Source organism: Brucella sp. JSBI001, from assembly GCF_026014005.1.
Lineage (GTDB): Bacteria > Pseudomonadota > Alphaproteobacteria > Rhizobiales > Rhizobiaceae > Brucella > Brucella anthropi.
The window spans coordinates 3191675-3204836 of record NZ_CP110339.1 but is presented as its reverse complement, the minus strand read 5'-3'; the positions used below and the strand labels follow the sequence as shown (position 1 = coordinate 3204836).

Genomic DNA, 13162 nt, shown 5'->3' with positions numbered 1-13162 from the left:
CTCCTCAATCTCTGTTTCCGGCTCGATTTCCGGTTTGCGAACAGATATGACGCCGATAAAGTTGAAGGCAATATGAAACCACTTCAAAATCCGATGAGGACCAATGGCTGTCGTTGAAATCGAGGAAATTCCGGCGCTGCTTCAGTCCGGGCAGACCATTGCCGGACTGGATCTGGGAACCAAGACCATCGGCCTTGCGGTGTCTGATCTCGGTCTTTCCTTCGCGCATCCGCGCCCCGTTATCAAACGGGTGAAGTTTTCCATCGACGCACAGGTGCTTTTGAAGGCACTCGACGCCGACAAGGTCGGCGTTATCGTCATCGGTTTGCCTATGAATATGGACGGAACATCCGGTCCCCGCGTTCAGGCCACACGGGCATTTGTGCGCACCATGCAGCCGTTGACCGACCTGCCCTTCGTTTTCTGGGATGAACGCCTATCGACCGTCGCTGCCGAACGGGCACTGATCGGTATGGACGTCTCACGCGGCAAGCGGGCCGAACGGATCGATTCGGCTGCGGCATCCTTCATTCTTCAAGGCGCACTCGACCGCCTGCACAGTATCAGGCGGTCGGCATCCGACGATTACGACGCCGGATAAAGCTGATCCAGAATCCGTTCCGCATTGTGGCGCGCATCCAGCATGCCATAGGTCGAACGCCACTGGCCGCCAAGACGGGTCTCGATGAACGCATCAGCCACATCGTCGGCCCCAATCTGACGCAATTCTGCTGCTGCAGCAGCATAGGCCAGTTGCTCGGTTAGAAGGCGTGCGACACCCGGATCGGTTTCGGTCAGCTGCAATGCAGCACGCAGCACATCAAGTGTCCCTTGCCCACGCGGACCAAGCTGCCCGCCGATCCACTCCAGCACTTCATCGAAAAGCCCCGGTGCGCGCGACAGTACACGTGCCACGTCCAGTGCCATGACATTGCCGGAACCCTCCCAGATCGCATTGACCGGCGCTTCGCGATAGGCGCGTGCGAGATTGCCTTCTTCGATGTAACCGTTGCCGCCGAGGCACTCCATTGCTTCATAGAGTAATGCAGGTGCGATCTTGCAAACCCAGTATTTCACCACCGGCGTCATGCAACGGGCAAAAGCCGCCTCGGCACGATCACTGGCAGCCATATCGAAAGCGCGTGCCAGCCGCATGGAAAGTGCAGTCGCACCGGCAACATCGAGCGCCATGTCGGCAAGAACGCGCTGCATCAATGGCTGCTCGACAAGAGCCTTGCCGAATACCTGACGATAACGGCTATGGTGCACGGCTTCGGCGAGGCCTGAACGCATCAGTCCGGCCGACGCGACAGCGCAATCGAGCCGTGTCAGCGTGACCATATCCATGATCGTTTTGACGCCTTCACCGGGATTACCGATCAGATGACCGATGGCACCATCGAATTCAACCTCCGACGAAGCGTTGGACTTGTTGCCAAGCTTGTCTTTCAGGCGCTGGAAAAAGAACCCGTTCCCGCTTCCCTCTGAAGTGAGGCGCGGGAGCAGAAAACAGGAAAGGCCTTCTTCCGCCTGCGCGAGCGTCAGAAAAGCATCCGACATTGGTGCGGACATGAACCACTTGTGACCGGTTATGGCATAGGTGCCATCGTCATTGTGTGTCGCGCGGGTCGTATTGGCGCGCACATCGGTTCCGCCCTGCTTTTCAGTCATGCCCATGCCAAGCGTAATGCCCTGCTTGGCAAAAGCGGGTTTCTGCGAAAAATCGTATTTGCGCGACAGGATGACCGGCGACCATTCCTTATAGATTTCCGGCGATGCCATAAGTGCTGCGAGCGATGCGCTGGTCATGGTAAGCGGGCAGAGGTGTCCCGCCTCGAGCTGTGCGGTCAGGAAAAAGCGCGATGCACGCGCCTGATGACGGCGGCCGCTTTCGAGCGGATTGCCTTCCCAGATCGAGCAATGCAGTCCTGACGCGATGGAACGGCGCATCAGCGCATGATACGCAGGATGATATTCGACAAGGTCGATACGGTTGCCCTGCCTGTCATGCGTGCTCAATTTTGGCAGTTCGGTATTGGCGAGACGCGCAAGGTCCTGCGCTTCAGCCGACGACACAAAACGTCCCGTCTGTTCCAGATCGGCATGCAGTTCCTTCGGGAATCCTGCCGCAATCTGCATCAAGAGCGGATCGCCCAGATAGGCATTGTTACCCGTCATGGGTGGCGTCTGGTTGGTAACGTCGTGCGTTTTCAAAAGCTCGTTCCGTATTGTGCGATTCAATTTAATTTAGGTTTCTTGCATTGCATTTGCTAAAATTTTGCCATCCCGAACACAATTTGTCGTCAGAACAGCACAGGTTTTTCTTGGTGAATCGCCTGAAGCCATTATAAGGACGGTTGCGGGACCTGCCTCATGGTCCTATACGGGTGACTTGCCATGATAAATCAAACGGTCCCTCCGCTTTTCCCTCACCGCCACCTGCTGGGCATCAAGGGGCTTTCGCCCCTGGACATTCTCTGCCTTCTTGATCTCGCCGATCAGGAAATCGCTGTCTCCAGACAGCCAGAGAAGAAAAAGTCCGTGCTTCGCGGTCGCACGCAAATCAATCTCTTCTTCGAAGCATCGACACGAACGCAATCGTCGTTCGAGCTGGCCGGAAAACGGCTCGGTGCCGACGTCATGAATATGTCTGTCGGCAACTCGTCGGTCAAGAAAGGCGAAACGCTCATCGATACAGCGATGACGCTGAACGCCATGCAGCCGGATATATTGGTTATCCGTCACGCTTCGGCGGGCGCGGCTGCCCTGCTCGCGCAGAAAGTCGGCTGTTCGGTGGTCAACGCCGGTGACGGCGCGCACGAACACCCCACCCAGGCACTTCTCGATGCGCTGACCATTCGTCGCGCCAAGGGCGGAATCGAAAACCTGATCGTCGCCATTTGCGGCGATGTGCTGCATTCCCGCGTCGCACGCTCCAACATTCTCCTTCTCAACGCGCTTGGCGCAAGGGTGCGTGTCGTCGCGCCATCCACCCTTCTGCCTTCCGGCATGGCCGATATGAGCGTCGAAGTCTTCAATTCGATGGAAGAAGGCTTGAAAGATGCCGACGTCGTCATGATGCTGCGCCTTCAGCGTGAGCGCATGGCCGGCTCCTTCGTGCCTTCGGTACGCGAATATTTCCGCTTCTACGGCCTGGATAAAGAGAAGCTCAAAGTCGCCAAGCCAGACGCGCTCGTCATGCATCCCGGTCCGATGAATCGCGGCGTCGAGATCGCATCCGACGTTGCCGACGGACCGCAGAGCGTGATCCAGCAACAGGTAGAAATGGGTGTCGCCGTGCGTATGGCCGTGATGGAAGCCCTGCTCGATCCGCGCCGTAATCCCAGCAACGGAGAAGCAGCATGAGCGCGATCCTGTTTGAAAACGCGCGCGTCATCGATCCGTCGCGCGGTCTCGATGAAACCGGCAGCGTTCTGATCTGCGATGGCAAGATTGTTGCCGCCGGAGCGGATGCCCGCAATCAGGGCGCGCCGGAAGGCGCAGAAATCATCGACCTGAATGGCAAGGCAGTATTGCCTGGCCTCGTGGATGCCCGCGTCTTCGTCGGTGAGCCCGGCGCTGAACATCGCGAAACCATCGCCTCGGCAAGCCGCGCGGCAGCTGCTGGCGGTGTAACCTCAATCATCATGATGCCCGACACCGATCCGGTGATCGATGACGTAGCTCTGGTGGAATTTGTCAAACGCACGGCGCGTGACACGGCTGTCGTCAATGTGCACCCGGCTGCGGCGATCACCAAAGGTCTGCGCGGCGAAGAAATGACCGAAATCGGCCTGCTGCGCGATGCCGGTGCCGTCGCCTTCACGGAAGGCAGGCAGACGATCGCCAATACCCAGCTCATGCGGCGCGCTCTGACCTACGCCCGCGATTTCAATGCCGTGATTGCCTGCGAAACACGCGATCCGTTCCTTGGTGCGAATGGCGTGATGAACGAGGGTCTGTTTGCAAGCTGGCTCGGTCTTTCCGGGAGTCCGCGTGAAGCGGAGGTGATTCCCCTGGAACGCGATCTCCGTCTAGCAGCCCTGACCAACAGCAACTATCATGCCGCACAGCTTTCCTGCGAAATGTCGGCGGAAGCTGTTCGCCGCGCCAAGGATCTCGGCGCGAAGGTAACGGCAGGCGTATCGATCAACCATTTGTCGCTTAATGAAAACGACATTGGTGAATTCCGCACGTTTTTCCGACTTTCGCCACCTTTGCGCGGAGAACAGGATCGCCTTGCTATGGTCGAAGCCGTGAAGAACGGCACCATCGATATTGTCGTTTCGGCTCATGATCCGCAAGATGTCGATACCAAACGCCTGCCCTTTGCTGATGCCGAAGCCGGTGCCATCGGCCTTGAAACATTGCTGGGGGCCGCACTTCGTCTCTATCACAATGACAGCATTCCGCTGCCGCGGCTGGTTGAAGTGCTATCAACAGCTCCAGCGCGTATTTTCGGCCTTGATGCTGGTACGCTAAAGCCAGGCGCCAAGGCAGATCTCGCCATTGTCGATCTGGATGAGCCTTGGATCGTACGTGAAGAAGATCTGCACTCGCTATCCAAGAACAGTTGCTTTGAAAGTGCTCGCTTTCAAGGTCGCGTCGTCCACACCTTAGTGGCTGGCAAGACCGTTTACTCGGCTTGAAAAACGCCGCATAACCCGGAACAATCATTCGAAAATTCCGGGTAGGCGGAATCAAGAAACAAGGGGACATTCATGGCCGAACCGGGATTCCTTAGCTTGACGCTCATAGGGGCGCTCGTCTTCGGCTATTTTCTTGGCTCCATTCCATTTGGTTTGATCCTGACCCGGCTTGCAGGATTGGGCGACGTCCGGTCCATCGGCTCGGGCAATATCGGCGCGACGAACGTGCTGCGCACCGGTAACAAGAAGCTTGCCGCTGCGACGCTGATTTTTGACATGCTGAAAGGTACGGTCGCCGTTCTCGTCGCTTCACGCTACGGCCCGGACGCCGCTATTGGTGCAGGCTTCGGTGCCTTTATCGGGCATCTCTTTCCAGTATGGATCGGCTTCAAGGGTGGCAAAGGCGTCGCCACCTATCTGGGCGTCCTCATCGGGCTTGCATGGCCCGGAGCATTGGTCTTCGCTGCCGTCTGGATCGTGACGGCACTTTTGACGCGCTATTCCTCCCTTGCGGCACTTATCGCCAGCATCGTTGTTCCCATTGCGCTCTATTCGCGGGGGTATCCAGCAATCGCAGTGCTCTTTGCGATCATGACGGTCATCGTTATCTTCAAACATAAGGCCAACATTACGCGCCTCTTAAACGGCACCGAGAGCAAGATCGGAGCCAAGGGATGAAGGAAAGCGCGAATTCGAAAACTGGAATTCGCCTCTCTGATCGCCAGCGGCTTAACTGGCTACGCCTCATCCGAACCGACAATATCGGCCCTGTCACCTTTCGCGATCTGATTCTGTTTTGTGGCTCAGCATCAAGCGCGATAGAAATGCTACCTGATCTCAATATCAGAGGCGGCAGTGCCCGTCCGATCCGCGTTGCGTCCATGGACGACGCTGAGCGCGAGCTTGAAGCTATTGAACGCGCCGGTGCCCGTCTTGTCGGCATGGGCGAACCGGATTATCCACAGCAACTCAAGAATTGTGAGGCTCCGCCCCCTTTGGTTACGATCAAGGGGAATGCAGCCATTTTCAGCAAGCCACCCATCGCTATTGTCGGTTCACGTAATGCTTCGGTGATTGGCGCACGTTTTACCGAGCGTCTGGCACATGATCTTGGCGAGGCAGGATTTGCTGTGATTTCCGGACTTGCCCGCGGCATTGATGCCGCTGCGCACCGCGCAAGCATGAAAACCGGTACCGTAGCAGTACTTGCAGGTGGACTTGACCGCCCCTATCCGCCGGAAAACCTTCCACTCTATCACGCCATACCAGAACAAGGTGGCGCGCTCATAAGCGAAATGCCAATGGGCGCAGAGCCACGCTCGCGTGATTTTCCACGCCGCAATCGGATTATTGCAGGCTTGTCGCTGGGTTTGATCGTCGTCGAAGCAGCAGAGCGTTCCGGCTCGCTTATCAGCGCGCGTATGGCTGGGGACATGGGACGCACCGTGTTCGCTGTTCCTGGCTCTCCGCTTGATCCTCGTGCGCGCGGCACAAACCTGCTTCTGAAACAAGGTGCGACACTGGTTACCGAAGCAAACGATGTCATTGAAGCACTCCGGCCGCTGGCCGGTCCAAACGCCTATCAGGCGAATATACCAGCACAGCCAGATCTTTTATCCCCAGCGCTGGAAGAACCGGAATCGCTCCAACCGTTCGCAACGGAAGAGCAAAGAGACATCGTTATCGATGCGCTCGGTCCTGTACCGACCGACATTGACACCCTCGTTCGTCACACGGGTATGGATACTGGAGCTGTTCAGCTCATTCTGCTGGAACTGGACTTGGCAGGGCGGCTCCATCGATATGCCGGCAATCAGGTGGCATTGGTTCCGATGGAGTGACGACTGTTACGACTCGGCCTCATTGTGAAGCGCTTCCCGAGCCTCAATGAGAGCTATTTCGATCATATAGGCCAGCAACACATAATTCGTACTTTTCGCCATCAAACTGAGCTGTTCAAGCATCTGCTCTATATATGCTACCGTCTCGGAGCGAGTCGCGGTTTCCATATCCTCACCGTCTTCCATCTCTGGAAAACTCGCCGTATCATCCATACCTATCTCCTCGAGAGATAAACTCGATTTCTTCATACCCTATGCTACTATTGGTTTCATTCAACTTAACAGCAATCTTAAGTTGTATTTCGTGATTTTTGTTGTCCTGCTCTTGACCAAACGCTGCCCGCTGTTCATGTGAAGGCAACGAATTTCACGCGGAGAGGAGGTATTTTATCTCCATGGGGCGCGAATCTGGGCTGCTTTAAATGAACGTCGTCGTTGTCGAATCGCCTGCCAAGGCTAAAACCATCAATAAATATCTGGGCTCGAACTATAAGGTTCTGGCCTCGTTCGGTCATGTGCGGGACTTGCCAGCCAAGGATGGCTCGGTTCGTCCCGACGAAGACTTTGCAATGTCGTGGGAGGTGGATAGCAATTCCTCCAAACGCCTTGCCGATATTGTCAAAGCGCTGAAAGACAGCGATGGCATCATTCTCGCAACCGATCCGGATCGCGAAGGTGAAGCCATTTCCTGGCATGTGCTTGAAGTGCTCAACCAGAAAAAGGCGCTCAAGGGCAAGACAGTCAAACGTGTGGCTTTCAATGCCATCACCAAGAAGGCTGTTCTGGATGCCATCGCCAATCCGCGCGACATCGATGAACCTCTGGTCGATGCATATCTTGCACGCCGTGCACTGGATTATCTTGTCGGCTTCACGCTTTCGCCCGTTCTGTGGCGCAAACTGCCGGGCGCGCGCTCGGCTGGCCGCGTTCAGTCTGTTGCGCTGCGTCTCGTTGCAGATCGTGAATCCGAGATCGAACGCTTCATCCGTGAGGAATACTGGAATATCGCGGCGTTGTTGAAAACGCCGCGCAATGACAGTTTCACCGCCCGTCTCACTGCCGTTGACGGCAAGAAGCTCGGCAAACTCGACATCAAGAATGGTGAACAGGCAACGGCCATTCGCACCATGCTGGAAGGCGCAAGCTTCAAGGCTCTTTCTGTCGAGGCAAAGCCAACCAAGCGCAATCCGGGACCGCCATTCACCACGTCAACCTTGCAGCAGGCCGCATCCGGCCAGCTCGGATTTTCTGCCTCGCGCACCATGCAAGTGGCGCAGCGACTTTACGAAGGTGTCGATATTGGCGGCGAGACTGCCGGCCTGATCACCTATATGCGTACCGATGGCGTGCAGATAGCTCCGGAAGCCATCAATGCGGCCCGCGACGCCATCGGCAAAAGCTTCGGCGCAAAATATGTGCCGGAAAAGCCGCGCTATTATTCCAGCAAGGCAAAGAACGCACAGGAAGCGCACGAAGCCATCCGGCCAACGGATTTCTCGCGTCACCCGAAGGATGTGCGTCGCTATCTCGATGACGATCAGGCGCGGCTCTATGAGCTCATCTGGAAGCGCGCCATCGCCAGCCAGATGCAGGCTGCCGACATTGAGCGTACAACCGTCGACATTGAGGCGGTCAACAGCTCGCGTTCGGCCATGCTGCGCGCCAATGGGTCTGTCACTAAGTTCGATGGCTTCCTCGCAGCCTATATGGATCATCGCGAAGAAGAGGACGACGACGAGGATAGCGCAAAGCTGCCGGAAATTCGTTCCGGTGAAGCTCTGGCGCGCGCGAAGATCGATGCGACCCAGCATTCGACCGAACCGCCGCCGCGCTATTCGGAAGCTTCGCTCATCAAGAAGATGGAAGAACTCGGTATCGGTCGTCCTTCGACCTATGCCGCGACTCTGGCCACGCTGCGCGATCGCGAATACATCACCATCGACAAGCGCAAGCTCATTCCGGAACCCAAGGGTCGTCTGGTCACCGCCTTCCTTGAGAGTTTCTTCGAGCGCTATGTGGAATATGATTTCACGGCAGACCTTGAGGAAAAGCTCGATCTTATTTCGGACGGCAAGCTTTCCTGGAAAGACGTTTTGCGCGATTTTTGGCGCGACTTCTCGGGTAATGTCGATGACATCAAGGAATTGCGCGTCACCAATGTTCTCGACGCACTGAACGAAGAACTGGCACCACTGGTGTTCCCGGCACGAGAAGACGGTAGCGATCCACGTTCGTGCCCGACCTGCGGCACAGGAATGCTGTCGTTGAAGCTTGGAAAATACGGTGCATTCGTCGGCTGTTCCAACTATCCGGAATGCAAGTATACTCGCCAGCTCGGCGGCGACGCCAACGGCGAATCTGCTGCTGCGGACGAACCGAAATCGCTCGGCAAGGACCCCTTCACCGGTGAGGAAATCACCGCACGGACCGGTCGTTTCGGCCCCTATGTCCAACGTGGCGAGGGCAAGGAAGCAAAGCGCGCCAGCCTTCCGAAAGGCTGGACCGTAGATACGCTCGACCATGAGAAAGCCGTTGCGCTTCTGTCCCTGCCGCGCGACATCGGGCAGCATCCAGAAACCGGCAAGATGATCTCCGCTGGCATCGGTCGCTACGGGCCTTATGTTAGCCATGACGGCACGTTCGCCAATCTGGAGAATGCCGAAGAGGTCTTCTCCGTCGGCCTCAATCGCGCCGTATCGGTTCTGGCCGACAAACAGTCGAAGGGGGGCGGTCGTGGCCGCTCCACGCCGGCTGCATTGGCGACACTTGGCGACCATCCAGACGGTGGCTCGATTACAGTTCGCGACGGTCGCTATGGGCCTTATGTCAACTGGGGCAAGGTCAATGCCACTTTGCCGAAGGGCAAGGACCCGGCAAGTGTCACGCTGGAAGAAGCATTGGCTCTGATTACGGAAAAGGCCGGGTCGTCCAAGAGTAAAAAAGCCCCTGCTCGCAAGGCTTCAGCCAGCACTGAAAAGAAAGCTGCTGCAAAAAAGCCCGCGGCCAAGAAGGCATCAGCAAAAGCCAAGTCGACAGCCAAGCCGAAAGCCAAATCCAAGGCCGAGACGGTAGAGGAGTAGCAATTGGCACGCCGTTTTTCCAAATCCGATACCGGTCGATCCGCACGGACCGAACGGCGTGCAGCCAAAGCAAAATCTGCCGATGGGAAGAGCGATCCCAATGCGTTTCTGCCAACCCGCGAAGAGGTTCTCAAATATATTGAAGAGAATCCTGACCGGGCAGGCAAGCGCGAACTGGCAAAAGCATTCAACATCAAGGGCGATGCGCGGGTTTATCTGAAAGATCTTCTACGCGAACTTTCTGATGAGGGTCTGGTTGAAAAACGCGCCCGCAAACTGTCTCGCCCCGGCGCACTGCCTGCTGTCACCGTGCTGGATATTACCGGGCGCGACGAAGATGGCGGTTTGCTCGCACGTCCGTCGGAATGGGACGAGGCCGGTTACGGCAAACCACCTATTGTCCTGATCCGCCGCACCCGGCTCAACAAAGCCTCAGAAGGCGGCCCGGCAGTCGGCGTCGGCGACCGCGTTCTGGCGAAAATATTCCGCAGTGAAGATCGCGACGGACCAGATTATACCGCCCGCGTCATGAAGCGTCTCGAGCACCGCACGAACGCGGTGCTGGGTATTGTTCGCAAGCTCGGCAACGGTGAATGGCGGCTGGACCCTGTAAATCGAAAACAGCCTGAGGTGCAGCTCGATCCGGCACAGCTGGAAAACGCTGAAGCTGGCGATCTTGTTGAAGTGGACCTGATTTCCTCGCGTCGTCAGGGATTGCCGCGCGGCAAAGTTCGACAGGTGGTTGGGTCTATCGACAGCGAAAAAGCCCTGTCGATGATTGCCATCCATGAGCATGAAATTCCGCATGTTTTCCCGGCTGAAGCGCTGAGCGAAGCAGAAGCCGCCCAGCCTGCGACGATGGACGGCCGGGAAGACTGGCGTGACATTCCGCTTCTCACCATTGATCCGGCTGACGCCAAAGATCATGACGACGCCGTTTACGCCGAGCCGGATAAAGACCCTGAAAATCCGGGTGGCCAGATTGTTATCGTAGCGATTGCTGACGTCGCCGCCTATGTCCGTCCAGATTCCGCGCTTGATCGTGAAGCACAGAAGCGCGGTAACTCGGTCTATTTCCCGGACAGGGTCGTGCCGATGCTTCCCGAACGGATTTCAAACAACCTTTGTTCGCTTCGTGAGCTTGAAGATCGCCCCGCTCTTGCCGTCCGTATGATTTTTGCTTCTGACGGGCGCAAGAAGTCACACAAATTCCATCGCATCATGATGAAATCGGCAGCTAAGCTTGCCTACTCGCAAGCCCAGGCTGCCATTGACGGCGCGCCGGATGACAAGACCACGCCCATTCTCGACGGCATACTAAAACCGCTGTGGGACGCCTATGCTGTGCTGAAGCGTGGGCGCGATGCCCGCGAGCCGCTGGAACTTGACCTGCCAGAAAAGAAAATTCTGCTCACGCCCGATGGAAAGGTAGACAAGGTTATCGTTCCTGAACGGCTCGATGCACACAAGCTCATCGAAGAGTTCATGATTCAGGCGAACGTCGCTGCCGCAGAAACATTGGAAGCGCACCGCCAGCCGTTGATTTTCCGCATTCACGATGCTCCGGCTCTTGCCAAACAGGAAACCCTGCGTGAATTCCTACGTACGCTTGATCTGAGTCTTGCCAAGGGCGCGGAGCTGCAGCCAGCACAGTTCAACCGGATTCTTGAGGCCGTTGAAGGCTCGGATCATCAAGAACTGGTCAATCAGGTCGTGCTGCGCACGCAAAGCCAAGCGGAATATAACCCCGATAATATCGGGCATTTCGGCCTGCATCTGCGCCGTTATGCGCATTTCACCTCGCCGATCCGCCGCTATGCCGACCTCATCGTTCACCGCGCTTTGATCAAAGCCCTGAAACTGGGAAGTGACGGACTAACGACAGAAGAAGAAACACAGCTCGAAGAAATCTCCGCACTGATTTCCTCGACCGAGCGTCGCGCCATGCTGGCCGAGCGTGAAACAGTAGACCGCCTCATCGCGCATTTTCTCGCCGCACATCTCGGCGACGAATATGAAGGGCGCGTTACGGGCGTCACACGGGCAGGCCTTTTCGTGAACCTTGCGACATATGGCGCGGATGGGCTGGTACCCATTTCAACTTTAGGTCATGAATACTATTTATATGACGAAGCGAACCATGCGATTGCCGGTGAACGGAGCGGTAAAGGCTTCCGGCTTGGTGATACAGTGACGGTTCGGCTTGTAGAGGCGCTCCCCGTTGCGGGCGCGCTTCGCTTTGAGATGGTTTCGGAACCGCATCCCCTGCCGATGGCGACCCGCTCGCATCATAAGGCAAGCCGGACGATGCGTGGGCGAAGGGGTAAACCCGCGGGTATTCCGCGTCAGAAGAGAAGAGGTCGCTGATGAGCACGCTAGAGGCCAATTCCGCGCAAAATGTTCAGGTTTTCGGTGGCGAAAGCCCCAAGGCCGCTCACCCGAAACGCCCTTTGGGTGAAGCTATGTGGCGCGGCTTTCGCGGACGTTGCCCGCATTGTGGTGAAGGAAAGCTTTTCCGGTCGTTTGTGAAGCCAGTGGCGCAGTGTTCCGTGTGTGGCGAAGACTACACGGAACAACGTGCCGACGACCTTCCTGCATACCTCACCATTCTGATCGTGGGACACGTGGTTGTAGGCGCTTTCATGGGTGTGGAAGCAACCACCAATCTGCCACTCTGGGCTCATATGGCGATCTGGGGACCGTTGACTGTGATCATGTCGCTGCTGCTGCTTCAACCTATGAAGGGCGCGACTATCGGCCTGCAATGGGCGCTCTACATGCATGGTTTCGGAGGTAAGGGCGAAGGTGAATATGGCGACGTGACCTGAAAGTCACCATGACTGCCATGGTTCAGCCCCCATCCACTTCGACTAAAGCCGTGAAAGCTTTGCGACCGCGTGACGCCGCATCCCTTTTGCTTGTCGACCGGTCGGGCAGCAAGCCGCGAATTCTCATGGGCAGACGCCACGCCAGCCTCGCCTTTATGCCCGGAAAGTTTGTTTTTCCGGGTGGTCGTGCCGATCCTGTAGACGGCGCTATCGCTGCCGCGGCTGAACTGAATAGTAATGATGTTGCCAAGCTGCTCGCAGGCATGGGGGCTCGTGCATCGCTGCGCCGCGCCCGTGCACTCGGCCTATGTGCCATTCGCGAAACCTTTGAAGAGACTGGCCTTCGCATCGGGCAAGCGACCTCAGCACCGGTTGCTTTGCCCACACATCGCGACTGGTCGGCCTTCCTCAATAAAGGCATGATGCCGGCTTTGAACAGCCTGCGTTATTTTGCTCGTGCGGTAACGCCCCCGGACTATGTTCGCCGTTTCGACACCCGTTTTTTTATCGCATTTCGCGATCATATATCGAAACTCGATCAGCAGCCACTCGTTCCCAGTGGCGAACTGGAAGACCTCGATTGGGTTTCCATTGATCAAATCGATTCACTCGACGTCGCTCATATTACTCAGGCGATCTTGAAAGAAGCGCGCGTGCTTCTAACGGATACCGAATTTGAACTGCCAGCCACCTTGCCGGTGGTACAATATTGGAAGCGGCATGGCCGCTTCATTCGCGAAGTGATCTGAACCCGATGAATAAAG

Annotated in this window: 11 protein-coding genes; 9 read left to right on the top strand and 2 right to left on the bottom strand. The window is 56.7% G+C overall.

The genetic code is table 11. The annotated features are described in order from the left end of the window. Positions 1-103 precede the first annotated feature (103 nt). Complete coding sequence (gene ruvX, locus LJ361_RS15140) at positions 104-601, top strand: Holliday junction resolvase RuvX (protein WP_029927310.1); 498 nt, start codon at positions 104-106, stop codon at positions 599-601. On the opposite strand, the gene LJ361_RS15135 is transcribed toward ruvX, so the two are convergent. After that, positions 586-2214 (bottom strand): acyl-CoA dehydrogenase family protein, encoded by a 1629-nt coding sequence (locus LJ361_RS15135; RefSeq protein WP_029375966.1) that lies wholly within the window; start codon positions 2212-2214, stop codon positions 586-588. The two genes, ruvX and LJ361_RS15135, sit on opposite strands and share 16 nt — an antisense overlap. A gap of 183 nt (positions 2215-2397) precedes the next feature. Here LJ361_RS15135 and LJ361_RS15130 point away from each other — a divergent pair, with 183 nt between their 5' ends. From LJ361_RS15130 to dprA, 4 genes are all read left to right on the top strand, one after another. After that, positions 2398-3366, top strand: coding sequence for an aspartate carbamoyltransferase catalytic subunit (locus LJ361_RS15130; RefSeq protein WP_010658865.1), 969 nt, complete (start codon positions 2398-2400; stop codon positions 3364-3366). Next, positions 3363-4649 carry a dihydroorotase gene (locus LJ361_RS15125; RefSeq protein WP_010658866.1) on the top strand — a complete coding sequence of 429 codons (1287 nt, stop codon included), beginning with the start codon at positions 3363-3365 and terminating at the stop codon, positions 4647-4649. Before LJ361_RS15130 ends, LJ361_RS15125 begins: the two co-directional genes overlap by 4 nt. Before the next feature lie 72 nt (positions 4650-4721). Continuing rightward, entirely contained in the window at positions 4722-5327 is a 606-nt protein-coding gene (plsY, locus tag LJ361_RS15120; protein ID WP_010658867.1) for a glycerol-3-phosphate 1-O-acyltransferase PlsY, read from the top strand. After that, positions 5324-6490: a DNA-processing protein DprA gene (gene dprA, locus LJ361_RS15115; protein WP_010658868.1), complete on the top strand. Its 1167-nt coding sequence runs from the start codon at positions 5324-5326 to the stop codon at positions 6488-6490. The genes plsY and dprA overlap by 4 nt, the downstream gene beginning before the upstream one ends. Positions 6491-6496: 6 nt before the next feature. Here the strand turns inward: dprA and LJ361_RS15110 are convergent, their stop codons facing one another. Continuing rightward, positions 6497-6703, bottom strand: coding sequence for a hypothetical protein (locus LJ361_RS15110; protein WP_010658869.1), 207 nt, complete (start codon positions 6701-6703; stop codon positions 6497-6499). 209 nt (positions 6704-6912) lie between these two features. Here LJ361_RS15110 and topA point away from each other — a divergent pair, with 209 nt between their 5' ends. Genes topA through LJ361_RS15090 form a run of 4 tightly spaced genes read left to right on the top strand, consistent with a single transcriptional unit; the run spans position 6913 to position 13147 of the window. Next, a complete protein-coding gene (topA, locus tag LJ361_RS15105; protein WP_010658870.1) occupies positions 6913-9570 on the top strand; it encodes a type I DNA topoisomerase in 2658 nt (885 codons plus the stop codon). 3 nt (positions 9571-9573) lie between these two features. Then, the gene (gene rnr, locus LJ361_RS15100; protein WP_010658871.1) at positions 9574-11937 is read left to right on the top strand and encodes a ribonuclease R; all 2364 of its coding nucleotides are present in this window, start codon (positions 9574-9576) and stop codon (positions 11935-11937) included. After that, on the top strand, positions 11937-12398 hold the full coding sequence (locus tag LJ361_RS15095; protein ID WP_010658872.1) for a DUF983 domain-containing protein: 462 nt from the start codon (positions 11937-11939) through the stop codon (positions 12396-12398). The genes rnr and LJ361_RS15095 overlap by 1 nt, the downstream gene beginning before the upstream one ends. Positions 12399-12406: 8 nt before the next feature. Beyond that, entirely contained in the window at positions 12407-13147 is a 741-nt protein-coding gene (locus LJ361_RS15090; protein WP_036563468.1) for an NUDIX hydrolase, read from the top strand. Positions 13148-13162 lie beyond the last annotated feature (15 nt).

Bases quoted from the DNA above. Each gene is read 5' to 3' on its own strand.
- ruvX (WP_029927310.1), top strand. From the start codon at position 104: ATGGCTGTCGTTGAAATCGAGGAAATTCCGGCGCTGCTTCAGTCCGGG.
- LJ361_RS15130 (WP_010658865.1), top strand. From the start codon at position 2,398: ATGATAAATCAAACGGTCCCTCCGCTTTTCCCTCACCGCCACCTGCTG.
- LJ361_RS15125 (WP_010658866.1), top strand. From the start codon at position 3,363: ATGAGCGCGATCCTGTTTGAAAACGCGCGCGTCATCGATCCGTCGCGC.
- plsY (WP_010658867.1), top strand. From the start codon at position 4,722: ATGGCCGAACCGGGATTCCTTAGCTTGACGCTCATAGGGGCGCTCGTC.
- dprA (WP_010658868.1), top strand. From the start codon at position 5,324: ATGAAGGAAAGCGCGAATTCGAAAACTGGAATTCGCCTCTCTGATCGC.
- LJ361_RS15110 (WP_010658869.1), bottom strand. From the start codon at position 6,703: ATGGATGATACGGCGAGTTTTCCAGAGATGGAAGACGGTGAGGATATG.
- topA (WP_010658870.1), top strand. From the start codon at position 6,913: ATGAACGTCGTCGTTGTCGAATCGCCTGCCAAGGCTAAAACCATCAAT.
- LJ361_RS15095 (WP_010658872.1), top strand. From the start codon at position 11,937: ATGAGCACGCTAGAGGCCAATTCCGCGCAAAATGTTCAGGTTTTCGGT.
- LJ361_RS15090 (WP_036563468.1), top strand. From the start codon at position 12,407: ATGACTGCCATGGTTCAGCCCCCATCCACTTCGACTAAAGCCGTGAAA.